Below are 15,889 nucleotides of genomic sequence, written 5' to 3'. Positions count from 1 at the left end.
TACAGTATTATGCCAATAATGGTGCTAAAGAGAGGATAATAATTATGAAAAATCGTGTAACAGAAATTCTTGGTATTGAAAAGCCCATTTTACAAGGACCTATGAGTTGGATTACGAATGCTAAATTTGTTGCTGCCGTGAGTAATGCGGGTGGTTTAGGGATTCTTGGTCCGAATGCCGGTCAAACGACAATTACAACCTCTCCAGAGGAAACCGCAGAACGTATGCGCCGCGAGATTCGTAAAACAAAGGAACTGACGGATAAACCATTTGGTACAACTTTGATTACTGATGCAGATATGAAGTTCACTTGGCCAATTTTAGAAGTTGTCATTGAAGAAGGTGTTCAAGTTATTCTTCTTAATGGTGTTGAAGGAACATTGACTGAAAAGATCATTACCCCATTAAAGGAAGCGGGCATTAAGATTGTTTATCGTCCTTTGACTCCAACGATCGAAGATGCAAAGGCTGCTCAAGCTATGGGTGTTGACGTTTATGTTGTTACTGGATTTGATGAGGGTGGAACATTGCCAACAAGTATCATTGGTACGTTTACAATAACTCCTATGATCGTTGATGTGCTTGATATTCCAGTTATCGCTGCTGGTGGAATCGGTGATGCTCGCGGTGTTGCCAGCGCCTTTGAATTGGGGGCAGAAGGTGTCTTTTTAGGAAGCCGTTTTATTCCTACTGTTGAAAACCCCGCAGCACAATCAGTAAAGCAAATGATAGTGGATTCATCTGCAGCAGATTTGTTGTTGTACCGTACTTTACCAGCTTACTATCGTTCGTTGCCTACACCGTTTGCTGAAAAATTGGTGGCTATGGATAACCAGGGCGCATCTCGTGAAGAAATTGCTAAGGTTGGGGGTAGTTCAAGTGTAATCCGTATCGGTATGCTTGAAGGTAACGGCGAAGGTGGTATTATCACTGTTGGTACTGGAATTACACCAATTAAAAAGATCCAAACTGTACAAGAAGTGGTTGATGAGTTGGCAGCTGGTATTAAGTAAAAACGGAGCCCCATCCTTTGAATAATACGCTTGAATTACTTCAAAATCATACCTCTGTTCGTTCTTATGCGAATAAACCCTGACGGCGGAACAACGGGAGGCCATCTTTAAGGCAGCTAATCAAACGAATTTACCTAAATATGTGATTCCGTGGGTGGGGCTATGTATCGGTATTCTGTCGGGAGATAAGCCTGCCCTTAAGCCGCGGTTACCTCTAATCCATGGTATTATTTGAAAACCAGTATCAGCCACTCGATAAAGAGCAATTAGAGCCGTCTATGATAATATCAGACTGAAGTATTATGAAGGGCGTCCTATTAAAGCTCCGTTCACCGAATGATTGGATATATTAACTTGGTTACAAGAATGGTATTATTTACACTGCGATGAAGATTGGGAGCATCAAGAACGAATAAAAATAACAACGCTTGATAATCCAGGATGGCAAATTAAAATTAATTTAAAAGAAACAGAACTAGAAACAAAAAATTTAATGCGCTTATAATAGAGAGAAGCGATGATGACTGAATTCACTGCAATATCGAGAGCAGTTTATTTTCTGCAGGGGGCCCAGGAAATCTAGGTGAAATGCTATCTATATTCTATAGATGGGTAAAGTTAGATTAATACTCGGTATCGCAGAGAATGATAAAACAGATGTTAAGCCTTAGAACTTTTTAACCCATGCTTAGGCGGGTTTTCTTAACTGTGGAACGAAGCTAGCTCAAGATAAAGCAGAAGCCAAAAGACTTTGGGTTGAACGTGTGCTGAAAAAAAACAAAATTCTCCTATTCATAGGGATATTCCGAATTACCATGCCATAATGTAAGATGAATATTAAAATTACGTAAAATAATAATTTGACGAATAAATAACGATGGGTTATGATGAATCCATGGAGGTTTGTACATAAATGGATAAACTAATGAAAAATCACTACATGCAACGTATTGATGAAAAATTGTCCGATTTACCTTGGTATGTAACAGAATTTATAGATAGCAAAAAACGCAAGTTATCTCCAACAACACTTCTTAATTACTGTCATGATTACATTATTTTTTTCGATTGGCTTATTGCAGAGAATCTAACTTCATCAAATCGGAAAGAAATAACCTTAGAAACATTGGAGTTATTAACAATACGTGAAGTGGAAAACTTCTTGTCATTCCTGGATTATCAACTTGGAAACAAGAAACTTACGATAAATCGCAAATTGTCCTCTCTAAAATCGTTGTTTGATTACCTTCAGAATAAGGCTGAAACAAGCGACTTGAAGTCTTATATTCAACGAAATGTAATGGCCAAAATGGATTTGAATGCTATCAAAGAAAGCCAAGAAACCATTGCAAACCGTATTGAAGGAAAAATTCTAAGAAATGATGATTTCGAATTATTCAGGCAATTTGTAGCTTATGATTTTGGTGAAAAACATAAAGAAAACAAGCGTATTTTTACGTTTCATCAGTTTAATCGTGAGCGTGATACAGCAATCGTTTCGCTGATATTAGGTTCAGGGCTTAGATTGTCTGAGGTTGCAGGAATTAATATGGATGACTTAGATATGAATAAAGCTTTAGTTCGAGTGGTACGTAAAGGTGATAAAGAACAATACGTTTACTTTAGCAAACAGGCTTTAATGGATTTAGAAAGTTATCTGCAGATCAGAGAAACAAGATATTTACCAGATAAACAAGAAAACTATTTATTCATTGCAGCTCCTGTAGGTCGTAAAGGAAAAAGCCGTCGTCTGACACAACGATCAATTGAAAAGCTGATTGAAAAATATGCAACTGCCTTTGGGAAACCTTCTCTAACAGTGCATTCGCTCAGGCATTCATTTGCAACGCGATATCATCTTGAAAATAACGATGTCCCAAGACTAAAGAATCAATTAGGGCATTCTTCCATTCAAACAACAATGATATATACTCACTTAACAGATGAAGAGATGCGTAATGCTGTGAATAATATGGACCGATGAAACCGTGTCGCTACACGGTTTCTCTTGAACATCTTCACAAAATCCGTATTTTGACTAAATGTCTAGCGACGCATTCACTCATAACGAGCATTGCGATTTTCAAGATTATTTGATAAATTATACATCTCTAATTTATTTCATGATAAATAAAACTTTATAAAAGCCCCACTTCATTGATTCAACATTTTCATCATTAATTATATAAGGTAAATCTAGATCAAATGCTTTTAGATACAATACGCTCATCTCCCTCTATTCTTCCCATGGACGTGGTTGTTGATGTCTACTCATTGAATTGCCTTTTTTCCATAGACTCATAGCATTCGCTTTCTCCCAATCAAGGGCTTCCTGCCTGTTACGCATTTTTGTAAAGGTTTTACAAAAAAGGTCACCCGCTGGGAGTCCTCTTAGATGATGCTTGCCGTCAACGTCGTTTTCAATCCAAATCCGCAGTAAAGGACCTCGAAATTTTTCAGTTTCTGAGGTCCTTTTTTACTAACTCTCAATATTCAAAATCTGACTTTAAAATTCACCGAACCCCTTGATCGGTAAAAAGCACTTTCAACTCCCTGTAACTTCATCCCACAATAAAAGTCGTCCTATCCTCCTAAAATAGCGATACACATCTAATCGGAAATCGGACTATGTTCTTGTCCATTCCGGCAATCGGTAAAAGTTCTTGTCATTGGCTCGGGACACGAACTTTTACCGATAAAATAAAAAAGCCGCTAAAATAGCGACTTCAATGACACAATGTTCTTGTCCCTCGACAAGAAGCAATATCCCGAGGTCACGATGGAGCGCATGGAAAAAACCAATCCTTCTCCTAAATGGCCTTGGTAAGATGGTGGGTACGAGGAAATTATGTTCGTCGTAACTTCAGTTGGCTTGCACCGAAGACTCCAGCATCGAACGTGACGACTTCCATCTCCAGATCGCTTGTAAACTCTGATTGGTGCAGTCCAAGCTTTAGGATCGGTTCAACTGCGCTTTTTGCTCCTGCTTTAACGTTGGTGCCTGGAAGCTTACGGCAGCTTTCAACTCGATAATCACCGGCCATAGTCGATACACCGATCAGTGCGGTCATACTCAAGCAACTCCCTTGTTTGTCCATACGATCCGGAATGAATGAGTCGGCAATGACGCAAAGAGCATGATTTTTTGTAACGCTATTGAACATCCAGTCTAATAATGTTAATGCATTAGATAGAGAAAGGCTACCCGACTGCCCGACGGAAATGGGCATAACCTCATTTAGCCCTAATTCTTGTCTCAGTTTAGCACAGCCATTAACACCAGTTTCAAAGTCCGTCTGATGACAGTAACAGAGCAAGTCAATTCCTTCGGTCCAATTCCTATTCGTTTCAATTAGATCGGTTATCCGTCCCCATGGCATTTCTAATCCCACAGCGGCCTCAGCATGATGAAATGTCAAATACATAACTCGTTCACCTTCTTGGCATACCGATGAATCGCGCAACCGTAATAGCCTCCGAAACCAACGGAAATCGTCATATACAAGTCCCCTTCTTTCAAGAAACCTGAACGGATAGCGTGATCGATATTATTTAGGATATCGGTGTTATGAATATGTCCGTCCTTGGAGAGGGTTAGATTGTAGAAGCGTTCCAGGGACACCCTCAGCACTTGAGCCAGCATACTCCATACGTGTAGCCCCAAATTGGTGCAAAAGATCACGGCGATCTGAGCAATGTGAATACCGGACTCGCTTAATGCTGCTCTTACTGCCTGTCTGACCCCTAAATAAAACGTTGAGTAATATAATTGAATACGATCTGGAGCCAGATCGTATACGAGGCCGTCGACTCTCATAACCGAAGCAAGTGTCTGCTGTCCTTGACGCTGCCCCTTCATATATAAAGCAGCACTCGCGCCGTCACCGAACACCATGAACGGATCGCTCCGTTCATAAGAATTCATGGCTCTGTCGGCAGTGATGAACAAGATTCCTTCACCTTGCTGACGCGGGGCCATGAAGTAGTTCGACGCCAGGCACAACGATAAGTGCATCGTGGAACAAGAATATTCCTCCAAAGGGATAAATGGGACTGCCTCAAGGGCGAATTCATCTGCTAGGCGATCAAAAAGATTCCGTTCACCGTTTTCATTATTCGTTACACTAGCAAACATGACCGCCGCGATCTGTACATTCATCTGCAGAGCCCGGCGCAGAATTGGCCTACACACGGTAGCAATCATCTGTTCCAATTCAAGTTCCTCTTCTATGGACACCAGCTCAAAGCCTTTGTTCAAGTATTCCGAATCGCTCATTCGAAATTCTACGCCGTCGGCCTTCACCTGCTGAATCGCTTTCGTGACATGGATACGGGACTTCGGGAGATAGACGGAATAATCGACGATCGTCACGTGGTTCTCATACATTGTGATGAGCCCGCTTTCGGAAATGCATGATCTTGTACTGGCGTTCCCCGCTTTTCATTTCATCGTACAAGGAAGTGCCTGGCACACCCATTGTTTTCCAAATCGCAGTATCCATCTGATCTTCAGTTCCAAAAGCGGCTATGCGATTCTTTAGAACTTGATCACTTGAAAGCAAAACTTCCCCCGTGATATCGCGTGATATAAGCAGCTCGAAGCCCAGTTCAAGCAAATATCGTTCACCATCGTCAAACTTCCAGGTTGGCAAATCGTCCGCATAAACGAAAGTCCCGCCCGGTTTCAGCACCCGGAAGACCTCGTCATAAAAAGACTTAATCGATGGATATAGATCAGACGCTTCCATGTTGAGGACAAAATCACAGCATGACGAACCGATAGGAAGCCTCTCGGCATCCCCAACACAAAAATAGGCATTTGGGAAACGGTTGGTCAATTGGCAAAATGCAATATTGGCTTCGGTCAGATCTAAGCCAACAACGCTTCTCACACCGTAACTTCGACAGAGCTCTCGCACGCCTCCCCCCCTGCCACAGGCTACCTCCAAAATGTTCTTATCCTCGAGATATAAACCATCCAAGCACTCCTGCAGAAGCCGGATGGAGTTTCGATTGACACTTGCTGGGGCCTGGTTGAACTCGGAGGCGAACCCCCAATTGATAAATGTCGAGAAACGGGAAAAGCCACTCTCGTCCAAGGACCGATTATAGTTAGTGAACATCTTCATGATATCCTTTTTGAGGAATGCAGTTTCCCCGCTTTCCTGCCCTTGCAGATCAGCCAGCATAAACGGAACACCACCATCACCGAAGAAGTAACTGACCGCGCACTCCCCGCACACCAACATCTGATCCGATGTGTTTAGCTTTGACTTGCAAATAGGACATACTAAGGCAATGCCGGTTGCCGGCCAACGAAGCATATGCATGTCATTCCTCCCTCCCTAAATTAAGTTGTCAGCCTTTAGCCACTTGCACTGTTATAATTACGTATTGCCCGACTCCAAACGAAGCGAACGATTACAAGGAGCACAATTGGTACGATAGCGCCCCATACCGCCAAAGCAGGTGTCAGCTGATTCATCACCATCATAGGCGCAAAATTCGTAATGACGAGAAAAGGCAATAAATACACGCCGATTCGTTGGATGAAACGTGAATAGATCGGCATTGGCATATTATTGGCGTCCCAAATGGAATAGAAAATTCCCGCCAGCCCTCCCGTATTAACAAGCCAGAAGGATAACAAGGCTGGGATGAACATGAGACAGTAAGTAATGATCAACGCTGTCCCCAAGTAAAACAAAAATGAGAATAAACTCCATGCCGTTACCGGGATATTTAATGCATTCCAACTGATCACAACCATCGTTCCACCCGCGATGAAATTCGGAATTGGCATCCCAAGATCGATGTATCGAAGCGAAACCAAAAACTGTAGTGAAATTGGCTTAACCATGAGTAGATCCAACGTCCCGCTGCGTATATACTCGGATACCCTGACGAAATTAGGGAAAAAGAGCCCGGAATAAAGACCGGTCATAATCGTGTATGTGCCGACAAACATCAAGATACCATCAGGCGTGATCGATCCGATATGCAAGTCCGTCTCATAGACTACTACGACGTAAAGCAGCTTGGCAAACAAGTATGCGATTTCCACAGCAATCCCGAGTATGAAGTTCGTCCTGTATTCCATTTGAGCAATAAAGCAGTTCTTAATGAACAAAAAGTAAATCATTAGGTAGTTGCGAAGCGTTCCCAGCCATCCTCTCACCGGTCAGCCCCCCAATCCGAGATACTTCTTCATTCCGGCGCGCCATACGATCCGTGAAAAGGCAAGCAGCGCGATCATCCAGAAGAACTGCATCCCGATTCCTTGTACTGCCTCGTCCATTGACAATCTGCCATTAATAACATTCGCAGGAAAATGGATCGTATACTTGAATGGCAAGTAGTCTAAAATCTTATTTATGGTCTTACCAAACACCTCAATCGGAAAAACACCACCACTTAAAATGATGACAAATAAGCCGGTCATTTCAAAAAAATAGGAGATTTCAGACAATATAAATGCAACAGCCGCGAGCGTATAAGAGATAAGAAAGTTTAACAACAAAGACATGACCATTGACACCATAAAGAGTAGAATATGTGCCAAGGGAATCCGTATACCATAAGTTCCGGTCAAGTAAACGAGTGTAAACAGCAAGATACATAGCATGGCTGAAAAAAAGAAAATCTTTTGCCCCAGCATAGTAAATAGCTTCAGAGCGAAAAAACTGACCGGTTGAACCAAATATTTATTCAACCCACCATCCTTGATCTCGGTGGCCACGTTTTGACCTATATCCGTTGTCACAATTTTCGTCACGATGGCTGCCGTTATCGTGTATAAAATCATTTGGCCGTAGGTATATCCGAAAAATTCCGACGATTCCGATCTTCCATAGACCGCTGACCAAATATAATATTGGATCAGAATCGGAAAGAATGCACTGATCAAGGAAAAGAGAAAGTCAAATCGATATTCGAGTGAAGACTGAACGCCTAACTGGAACACGCGTCCGTATTTGGGAAAGGCACTCATCCGGATACCCGATCATCCCGCTGATACAAGGATACAACGACTTCCTCGATAGGAATATCTTCGATCGTAATATCTTCAATCGGGTAGTGTTCAAGCAAATCCCTGGAAGCCATGCTAATGCGCTCCTTACTTATCTCCAGCGTGGCATGAAATCCGTCCGATTGACGCACCTTCCCGTACAACTGCAGCTGTCCAGTCGCTACGTGTTGCTTAAATTTTAACTGTATGATTTTCGTGTCGTTCAAAACATCGTCGATTCGCTTCAGATCCCCGTCGAAGACGAGCCTGCCATCATTAATAATGATCGTCCGCTTGCACAGATCCTCGATGTCCTTCATGTAATGACTTGTCAAAATAATCGTTGTCCTATGCTGTTCATTGTAATACTTCAAAAACTCCCGCACCTTTTTCTGTGTAACAATATCGAGCCCGATCGTCGGCTCATCCAGGAAAAGCAGTTTCGGTTTATGAATAAGCGCTGCAAGGAGCTCCATCTTCATACGCTCACCTAGCGATAAACGCCTTACCTGAACATTCATAATGTGCTTGACGTCCAACAGTTCGATGAGTTCGTTCAGTGTTTGTTTGTAATGCCGATCGTCAACCTGATAGATATATTTGTTTAGCAAAATGGATTCCGCCGCAGGCAAGTCAACCCATAGTTGGCTCTTCTGCCCCATTACAATAGCGAACTGCTTCTTGAATTCCTTATTTCGCTCATAAGGCTTGAAGCCCAGTACAGTAAGTTCGCCGCTAGTTGGATGTAAGATGCCAGAGAGCATCTTTAGCGTCGTCGTTTTGCCTGCCCCATTAGGCCCAAGGAAAGCAACCATTTCCCCCTCTTCGATCGAAAAGGAGATATTTTTCACCGCTTCCTTCGTCAAACTTTTCCGATAAAAGAGGTTTTTAATGGAATGAAGCATTCCGACCTCTTTGGTGTAATAGGTGAAGTTTTTAGCTAACTGCACCACATGGATCGCTGTCAATTGCGCTCCTCCTTAACAATTAAATCGAACTAGAAGGTGGACGATAACGTTTACCGGCCATAATGATAAAGTAACCCGCATCGGGAACAGACCGGCATCAGTCCGCAAGCTAATACCTCTCGGTGTTTGGCAAAATTTTCCCCCTTCCAAACCTCCTTCACATCCACATCACTAATGTTGCCGACCGCCATCTCAGGAAAGAACTTGCACGGAGTGACGTTTCCGCTCGGCAATACGTCCATTCGGGTGGAGATCGCCAAGCATTCCTTCCGCTTCATCCCGGTTCTCTGCACGCCAGTGACAAAATCCTCTATCTCGTCTTGCTCCAATGCGGGCATAAATCGAACCCGGCTTCCCCATGTTTGCTCGGAGATGCGGAGAACCTCCTCCTTGAGTGCCCCCACCTTCTCGCCGGAGATATGATAAGTGAATGAATTCCAACTGCAGCTACCCTGACGGATTGGATCAAGCCAGTCAAACTCTTTGATGAAGAAATTGTCCATCTCCTGAGCAGACTCAGGTGCGATATACCACGGATATACAAAGTAGACCGAATCCACGCCCATCTCCTCGAAAAACTTCATAAAATCAAACATTTTGGGAATCATGAGATCATTCATCGTCAAGCTGACGGATACTCTGCCCTTAAAAATGCCCTGCCGTTGCAACTCCAGCAGACGCTCTATGGCACTAACCACCTTTTTGTAGGTCCCTCTGCCCCTAATCGCGTCGTTCTCAGCCTCGAATCCCTCCAGACTGGCTAGTACAACAAGTCCCTCACCGATCTTAAGCAGTGAATCTAACTTTTCCTCCAGAAGAATCGCGTTTGTACAAATCGTCGTCGTCCGCTGATCGCGTTCCAGCAGATTCGCAATCTGATCGAACTTGCTATGGTACAGCGGTTCTCCGCCCCAAAGATAGACTTTCGACTTCTTCTCATGGGTAAAGGCAAGGAGCTTATCGACCAACGCGACATCGATTTCTTTACCTTGCTCCTCCTTGGACATGTCCCAGTGAAAGCCGTCCGAGTTCCACTCGTAGCAATGCTTGCAACGCAAGTTGCACCCGTTGTTCAGCTTGATCCCGATATCTTCCGGGATCTCCATCGCATAGCGACTATCGGTCGCTCGAAGCCGACTGACCCGGGACATATTCATAATTGTACGCTTCAGATCGTTAAACACACGCTCATCAAACTTTCGACTCGTTTTGGGTTGCATAATTTACACCTCCATAAGTTTTGCAACGCTCGCGGGCATGTAGTAGGTTACAATGAGCACGTTCCAATATCTCGATGTTGAATCCCTGCGTCTTCCAATCCGTAAAGGACACGCCAAATCCTTGCTTAATCCAATATTCAGCATTGGCGGTTTCGTGTCTTCCAAAGGGCTCAAGAAAAACCATAGGCGTCGCAGCGGCGAACGATTCCATCAAGGAATAGCCCCCCGGCTTACTGACAATGGCTGTGCAACGGCGAATTCGTTCAAATAGCAGGGGAACAGTTCCGCTGTCTAAGTAAATGGGAGTCTCTCCATGTTGGATCTGAGCAAATGGAGGAAAACCGAACTCCCCTCGTCTATTCCTCAGCCACGGACTCCACGAGGGGTCGTTCCGATAATAGCAAATGCGTGGATCAGGCTGGATATCCTCGTCAAAATAAGCCAGAACATCCAGCTCCATACCGCCTTCAAGCAGGTCTCTAACAGCCTGCGGGTAGGTCCCAATCCCCCAGCCGCCACCATGGACCACCATTCTCTCTTCTCGCTGGCGAAACGGGATCGGTGCTTCGTCCGTCATCGGAAGTTGTAATTCAAAACGTTTCTTGGTCGGTTCGTAAAACCAAATGTGGTTGTACCGCTCGCTTCGAGATCCATAGACCAAATAAGATGGCGAAAGCGTAGCATCGAGATGAAGCATGTCGACCTCGAGCCGAGTTCCAACAAACCGTTCATATTGTTCCAAAATCGGGATCCAGAACCCAGTCAACGCAATGAACGACGTCCGGCGCTCACGGGACCAATCTTCCAGCAGCAGCTGTACCTTGGTGGGATCCAGGCAATCTGAAATATCGCGAGCCAACTCCACACTCTTCCGAGCGATAGCGAAATTATCATGAAAGGCTTTACGATAAGCCGGCACTTTGTTCTTTAAGCCGTCGACATACACATTTTCGAGCACACAGACTTCGTTTGAAATGCCGGAACGCTCCAGGTAAATGCCTAGCTGTACGGCGGGCATGTACACACCTAGTGAGTTACCGGATCCAAGTATAGTGACACAAGGCTTCAAATGACTATCCATACCACTTGCCTCCCTGGACTTCAAAACGTTCCTTTAGCTTGTCGATTAAACTTTTCTGCTCCTGCACATCTCGCGCGATTACAAACAGATAAAGCCTACCCTTGATGAAACTGCCTTCGCTTAATGTCTGTGGGTAATCTGATTCCCCATAGCCAGCAAACATGCACGCCGGGGAAAGCGGAATGATGCCCTCACCGGTATGATTAGGGTATAAAACGCCGTCATCATCCAGCTGCCGCAGCCACTGCCCGTAATCAAACCGATGGCGACTGCCTACGGTTCGGAACGTAAATGTCCCGTGCTTCCCATTTTCCAGCCGTTCGCCCAGTCGATGACTGACCAGTCCCATCGATTGACGGGCGTTGATTTCTACAATCGGCACGATTGTCCCGTCCTTTAGTATCATGGAGTCAACACAAACATGGCCGAAGTACCTGTCCTTGTATAGTGAGGAAGCAAGCTTCTCAATGACATCGAAGTAACCGTTCCGTATTAGCGAATGACTGTTCTCCTCCTGCATCGCTTGTGACCCCACATAAGCAAACTGTCGATTGATGATTTGCTGCAAGCCGACGATCTGGTACGACCCGCTCTCATCAATTGAAAATTGGCAGGAAAAATCATATTCCACGTCAAGGAACGGCTCGACAAGAAACGCCGTTGAGGAACCGGCTTGCTCTTGTTTGCGCAAATAGCTTACTACACGTTCCAAAGAGGATAGGTTTTTAAACAGCATATTGCCTTTTCCAGCTACGCCAAAGGGGTCTTTTAACAGGACCCCTTTCGACAACCCCATAAGCTCTAGCCCTACTGCAGCCAATTCATCCGCGCTGAACACTGGCTGGCTATAGGAGCTGCCCAGAAGTCTCTTAGCAAGATCGGCGGAATACAACTTAGAATTTACTCGTTTAACGTCTTGAAGGGTGGGCAGCTTGTTCGAATAGTTGTACCTGTCGAGAAGCTCGTGAACGTAAGGTACGACTGAAAAGGGAGTCATTTCACTAAACTGCTTCAGCCGCTCGTCGGTCTCTGAAACTTCGTACAGAGCGCGAAATAGATTTGGTACATGGCTTGGGACATTCGCACTAAGCTGTTTAAAATGAAAGCCGATGTGCGCCAAATAATCCATGTGCGCCTCATCCATCTCAAAGCGGGTCAACAGTGTGTCCTCCGGGCCACATAAGGAAGCCAGCAATTCATCCATAGCCATTACGACCCGCGACCGTGAAGGATCAGGAATAAAAGGCAACCTGCTACTCCCTTCTTCACGCCAATAGGTTTCCGAATCAAAGGTGCTGGCAACCAACATACTACCCGACCTCTTGATTCATGCCTTTTAGGAATGCCATGAAGGCACCGATTGAGCGCAGACAAGCCAAGTCCAGATCCTCGTAAACGATCTCCACCCCAAAAGCATCTTCAACTCCGAGAATAAACGTTATCATCTGTAGGGAATCTAACTCGACGTCGTTAATCAGGTCGCTCTCCATTGTGAGAGTTTCACGAAGCGAGTCATCCTCGAGCACAGTTGCAATGATATTTTTTAATGTTTCAAACATAAACGTCATCCTTTCAAGTTGTAGTTTCGATTTTTTTATTTAATTCCAAAAAAAATAAATAAAAGGTATAATAGTAATATATTACTTATCACTGTTAAAGGGAGGGTTTGAAGCCTTGAATCACCACTGTCTGTTTGTCTCCGCCCATCTGGACGATGCTATTATTTCTTGCGGCGATTATATCGATTCGCTTGTTCGTGCTGGCTATCATGTGACCATAGCAACTGTTTTCACTGGTACTGGCACAGATCTATCCCTACTTGCTCGCATCCTGCACAAAAAGTTCGGGCTAAGCTCCGACGTGATGAAGGTACGGCGAGAAGAGGACATTAGTGCATGTGCTTTTCTCGATGTGGACACGATTCATCTGGACATGCCGGAATGTATCTATCGTAAAGATCGCAGCGGTGCCCCCTCATATGAAAAGCTGGACGATCTGTTCCGTAGTGACTACGAAACCGAGCTGGACGTGATTTCTGAGGCAACAAAGGTGCTTTTGACACGACTCTGTCTTACAGACTACGATCATATTTATATTCCGCTTGCAATCGGAAGACATGTGGATCACGGTATCGTGCGGGTTGCGGCCGAACAGGCTGTACGAAGTATTAGTGATCTGGAAGTCTCTGCCCGTTTGATTTACTACGAAGATCTACCGTATTTAAACTATGGTCAAGATATAAAATGGGAAATTGACCTAGCTCGGAATCTACATCCAGTCTACATTTCACTTCCCAAGTGCAGTTTGAAACAGAAGACTGCGGCCATCCTGGAATACCGCTCCCAGATCCGTCTATTATGGCACTCCCGATGGGAGATGCTTAGACAAGTGATTCAACATGCGCATTCGTGCCGTCCGCCAGAGCATCAGCCTGATCCAAACTCATATTGCTTCAGACTGCATGTTGTGAGTGTGCATGATCAAGTACCGCTTGCTATAAGCGTTCCTGGTAACTTTTAATAAGATCTGCCAAGTCGCCAAGGGTTAGATGACTGCCTGCCATGTTACCTACCAGTTCGTCCGGGAGCTCTAGACCGAATTCGGTTTCGAGCTCCACGACGAATGTAATCATCTGCATAGAATTCATTTGGATCCATATCTCTTCAAGTAACGAATTAGCGTTTATACGTTGTTTATCGTAGTCCGGAATCTTTTGATGAATAAGGTTTTGGATGCGTTCCAAACAGGGTTGTTTTCTCAACGTTAGACCTCCTCCTCTACGCCCATTGGAGTTATGTTTGACACAAGGCTCAAGTTGTAGATCATAAGTTCGATAGCCTCGCGCTCACAGGCTTGAATACGCCTAATTAACACTTCCACTTTTTTGAGGTTATCTTCGTTTTTCGTCAGTGAATATTTGATAATCAAATTTCGCGCTAATAGAGCATCGTCGGCAATCGTCTGATAGCGAACCTTGAGCTGATTACTTTCCCCTAGAACACCAGTTTGATTCATGAAGTCAATTCGTTCCAACATCAAGATCTTGTGATCATAGATCATTTGAAACGGGCGATTATCTTCCTCAATTTGTCCACTGCGTATGCGGGTTATATCCAAAATCAGCTCGTCATAAACACGAATTCCCCATACACATGGATTTGTTATATAACCCAACTCTCTGTATTTGTCGGCGGGATTTTCTCCATTTAAATAGTCCTTAAGGTGCTCAATAACATAGTTTAGATTAAAGTCATAAGCTGCTCGCTCGTTGAATTGTAACAGAGAGAGACCACCCTTCCACGCATACAACCAATCTCCATCATCATCGATTCCCTCGTAGGCACGTCTCATTTGCTCAAATGTGATTTCGTTAAATGAGTATTTCCCCCCCATGAATGTAAAATCGGCGATATGAAATATATCCCTCTCCTCGTCATAACCAAAAATAAATGAGTCATGTGAGAAGAAAGATTCAATATCCAAAAACTGCGCTTGATCAAGAAGCAAATAAATATAATTATTCATGTCTATACAATCCATCAGAAAAGTACATATATCCTTGTTGAAATTTCGGACCAACTGACGACTTAAATGTTGGCGAAGCAGCCAAGGACAAAATTCAAAGGTAGGAGTACGGTAGAAGTCCACGTAGGAACTTCCCTCATTTAAGGTGAGCTGGAGCGGAATGAAATGTGTCATAATCCACGGCTTTGCTTGCGGGTAATTGGCTAGGACGGCAAACGTATTTGCCTGCCACTGCCACGAGGTGATTGCCGGATACTGCATCGGTAATATCTTGGATCGCAATTAGACACCCCCTTGGGAGAGAATTTGATTTAGTGTCAATTAGCTAAGAACTACAGACTGACAGCACAGATAGAGTCAAACTTCCTGGACCACCGCAACGCTGTAGTCCTTATTCGTTTTCAGGAGTGATTGCTTCGTTAATTAGTTTGGGGCACCAAGTTCAGATCCGGGTGCCCCAAACCGGACTGTAACCATTTCGTCGAATCAAGCCATTGCTAAAGTCTAAACCGTCTCATTTTCCCAGATGCTTACCAGATCATTGATTTGAAGCGACACGACCTTTAGTTCTCCGCCAAGGGCATAGAGTTCTAGTCCTCTACTTTCCAAGTCCGGGAAAATCATGTCTGAAACGATTGTTTTTCCTTTATTGCCGAAGACCTCGACACTAGACCAATCAACGTAAATGCTCAAGGTTATCCGTTCATGCTCTGGCTTCATGGGGGCTTGGTGCTTTGCAGCAAAATCAGGATGGAAATCAATTGCGTTTGACTTCGTCCTATCGACAAACAGCTCCTCATTCAAGACATCATATCCGGTGGTTATCTCCTGAGTAGAAGAGGAACGCACCTTGAACCCGAATTCCACGGCAGTACCGATTTCAAATTCCGCAATAATTTCGGCCTTTGCAGTAGAAATATCAGATAAGACGTTGCTACCTGGCTTAATCGTTAAGTCTTGCAGAGACATAATCGGTCTTCTGAGTTGACTTAACTCTCTTATAGGTACTTGGATTAAGCGAATTCCTCCCGGATATGTCTTAAGCTGAATCTCTCGGGGGATTGACATGTGGC

The 15,889-nt window shown here is 44.2% G+C and carries 17 protein-coding genes; 4 read left to right on the top strand and 13 right to left on the bottom strand.

Annotated features, from left to right (window positions below):
• Positions 1–44: 44 nt before the first annotated feature.
• The 3 genes from NLX73_RS05975 to xerS all read left to right on the top strand — a co-directional run bounded on the left by NLX73_RS05975 (position 45) and on the right by xerS (position 2,997).
• On the top strand, positions 45–1,013 hold the full coding sequence (locus tag NLX73_RS05975) for an NAD(P)H-dependent flavin oxidoreductase (RefSeq protein ID WP_254325610.1): 969 nt from the start codon (positions 45–47) through the stop codon (positions 1,011–1,013).
• A gap of 340 nt (positions 1,014–1,353) precedes the next feature.
• Positions 1,354–1,518: an Imm53 family immunity protein gene (locus NLX73_RS05970; RefSeq protein ID WP_254325609.1), complete on the top strand. Its 165-nt coding sequence runs from the start codon at positions 1,354–1,356 to the stop codon at positions 1,516–1,518.
• A gap of 408 nt (positions 1,519–1,926) precedes the next feature.
• Complete coding sequence (gene xerS / locus NLX73_RS05965) at positions 1,927–2,997, top strand: tyrosine recombinase XerS (protein WP_254325608.1); 1,071 nt, start codon at positions 1,927–1,929, stop codon at positions 2,995–2,997.
• Between the two features lie 862 nt (positions 2,998–3,859).
• Here xerS and NLX73_RS05960 read toward each other — a convergent pair.
• Genes NLX73_RS05960 through NLX73_RS05915 form a run of 10 tightly spaced genes read right to left on the bottom strand, consistent with a single transcriptional unit; the run spans position 3,860 to position 12,850 of the window.
• Positions 3,860–4,477 carry a hypothetical protein gene (locus NLX73_RS05960; RefSeq protein ID WP_254325607.1) on the bottom strand — a complete coding sequence of 206 codons (618 nt, stop codon included), beginning with the start codon at positions 4,475–4,477 and terminating at the stop codon, positions 3,860–3,862.
• Positions 4,429–5,400 (bottom strand): 3-oxoacyl-[acyl-carrier-protein] synthase III C-terminal domain-containing protein, encoded by a 972-nt coding sequence (locus tag NLX73_RS05955; RefSeq protein ID WP_254325606.1) that lies wholly within the window; start codon positions 5,398–5,400, stop codon positions 4,429–4,431. The genes NLX73_RS05960 and NLX73_RS05955 overlap by 49 nt, the downstream gene beginning before the upstream one ends.
• Positions 5,393–6,343, bottom strand: a complete 951-nt coding sequence (locus tag NLX73_RS05950; RefSeq protein ID WP_254325605.1) for a methyltransferase domain-containing protein — start codon at positions 6,341–6,343, stop codon at positions 5,393–5,395. The genes NLX73_RS05955 and NLX73_RS05950 overlap by 8 nt, the downstream gene beginning before the upstream one ends.
• Before the next feature lie 35 nt (positions 6,344–6,378).
• Positions 6,379–7,191, bottom strand: a complete 813-nt coding sequence (locus NLX73_RS05945) for an ABC transporter permease (protein ID WP_231109362.1) — start codon at positions 7,189–7,191, stop codon at positions 6,379–6,381.
• 3 nt (positions 7,192–7,194) lie between these two features.
• Positions 7,195–8,004 (bottom strand): ABC transporter permease, encoded by an 810-nt coding sequence (locus NLX73_RS05940; RefSeq protein ID WP_165176800.1) that lies wholly within the window; start codon positions 8,002–8,004, stop codon positions 7,195–7,197.
• The gene (locus tag NLX73_RS05935) at positions 8,001–8,990 is read right to left on the bottom strand and encodes an ABC transporter ATP-binding protein (RefSeq protein WP_165176802.1); all 990 of its coding nucleotides are present in this window, start codon (positions 8,988–8,990) and stop codon (positions 8,001–8,003) included. The genes NLX73_RS05940 and NLX73_RS05935 overlap by 4 nt, the downstream gene beginning before the upstream one ends.
• Before the next feature lie 50 nt (positions 8,991–9,040).
• On the bottom strand, positions 9,041–10,210 hold the full coding sequence (locus NLX73_RS05930; RefSeq protein WP_254325604.1) for a radical SAM protein: 1,170 nt from the start codon (positions 10,208–10,210) through the stop codon (positions 9,041–9,043).
• A complete protein-coding gene (locus NLX73_RS05925) occupies positions 10,182–11,291 on the bottom strand; it encodes a glycosyltransferase family protein (protein WP_254325603.1) in 1,110 nt (369 codons plus the stop codon). Before NLX73_RS05925 ends, NLX73_RS05930 begins: the two co-directional genes overlap by 29 nt.
• Positions 11,284–12,600, bottom strand: coding sequence for a hypothetical protein (locus tag NLX73_RS05920; protein WP_254325602.1), 1,317 nt, complete (start codon positions 12,598–12,600; stop codon positions 11,284–11,286). Before NLX73_RS05920 ends, NLX73_RS05925 begins: the two co-directional genes overlap by 8 nt.
• Before the next feature lies 1 nt (position 12,601).
• Entirely contained in the window at positions 12,602–12,850 is a 249-nt protein-coding gene (locus NLX73_RS05915; protein WP_061828348.1) for an acyl carrier protein, read from the bottom strand.
• Positions 12,851–12,965: 115 nt separating this feature from the next.
• Here NLX73_RS05915 and NLX73_RS05910 point away from each other — a divergent pair, with 115 nt between their 5' ends.
• Entirely contained in the window at positions 12,966–13,811 is an 846-nt protein-coding gene (locus tag NLX73_RS05910; RefSeq protein ID WP_254325601.1) for a PIG-L deacetylase family protein, read from the top strand.
• Here NLX73_RS05910 and NLX73_RS05905 read toward each other — a convergent pair.
• From NLX73_RS05905 to NLX73_RS05895, 3 genes are all read right to left on the bottom strand, one after another.
• Positions 13,786–13,938 carry an acyl carrier protein gene (locus NLX73_RS05905; RefSeq protein WP_155729661.1) on the bottom strand — a complete coding sequence of 51 codons (153 nt, stop codon included), beginning with the start codon at positions 13,936–13,938 and terminating at the stop codon, positions 13,786–13,788. The two genes, NLX73_RS05910 and NLX73_RS05905, sit on opposite strands and share 26 nt — an antisense overlap.
• A gap of 116 nt (positions 13,939–14,054) precedes the next feature.
• Positions 14,055–15,098 carry a hypothetical protein gene (locus tag NLX73_RS05900; protein WP_254325600.1) on the bottom strand — a complete coding sequence of 348 codons (1,044 nt, stop codon included), beginning with the start codon at positions 15,096–15,098 and terminating at the stop codon, positions 14,055–14,057.
• Positions 15,099–15,320: 222 nt separating this feature from the next.
• Positions 15,321–15,785 (bottom strand): glycoside hydrolase family 32 C-terminal domain-containing protein, encoded by a 465-nt coding sequence (locus NLX73_RS05895; RefSeq protein ID WP_254325599.1) that lies wholly within the window; start codon positions 15,783–15,785, stop codon positions 15,321–15,323.
• Positions 15,786–15,889 lie beyond the last annotated feature (104 nt).

Source organism: Paenibacillus sp. CH40 (genome assembly GCF_024213605.1).
Lineage (GTDB): Bacteria > Bacillota > Bacilli > Paenibacillales > Paenibacillaceae > Paenibacillus > Paenibacillus polymyxa_B.
The sequence above is the reverse complement of the archived record's forward strand: the minus strand, read 5'-3'. Positions and strand labels throughout refer to the sequence as shown.

Bases quoted from the DNA above. Each gene is read 5' to 3' on its own strand.
- NLX73_RS05975 (WP_254325610.1), top strand. From the start codon at position 45: ATGAAAAATCGTGTAACAGAAATTCTTGGTATTGAAAAGCCCATTTTA.
- xerS (WP_254325608.1), top strand. From the start codon at position 1,927: ATGGATAAACTAATGAAAAATCACTACATGCAACGTATTGATGAAAAA.
- NLX73_RS05955 (WP_254325606.1), bottom strand. From the start codon at position 5,400: ATGTATGAGAACCACGTGACGATCGTCGATTATTCCGTCTATCTCCCG.
- NLX73_RS05950 (WP_254325605.1), bottom strand. From the start codon at position 6,343: ATGCATATGCTTCGTTGGCCGGCAACCGGCATTGCCTTAGTATGTCCT.
- NLX73_RS05940 (WP_165176800.1), bottom strand. From the start codon at position 8,004: ATGAGTGCCTTTCCCAAATACGGACGCGTGTTCCAGTTAGGCGTTCAG.
- NLX73_RS05930 (WP_254325604.1), bottom strand. From the start codon at position 10,210: ATGCAACCCAAAACGAGTCGAAAGTTTGATGAGCGTGTGTTTAACGAT.
- NLX73_RS05925 (WP_254325603.1), bottom strand. From the start codon at position 11,291: ATGGATAGTCATTTGAAGCCTTGTGTCACTATACTTGGATCCGGTAAC.
- NLX73_RS05920 (WP_254325602.1), bottom strand. From the start codon at position 12,600: ATGTTGGTTGCCAGCACCTTTGATTCGGAAACCTATTGGCGTGAAGAA.
- NLX73_RS05915 (WP_061828348.1), bottom strand. From the start codon at position 12,850: ATGTTTGAAACATTAAAAAATATCATTGCAACTGTGCTCGAGGATGAC.
- NLX73_RS05905 (WP_155729661.1), bottom strand. From the start codon at position 13,938: ATGAATTCTATGCAGATGATTACATTCGTCGTGGAGCTCGAAACCGAA.
- NLX73_RS05895 (WP_254325599.1), bottom strand. From the start codon at position 15,785: ATGTCTCTGCAAGACTTAACGATTAAGCCAGGTAGCAACGTCTTATCT.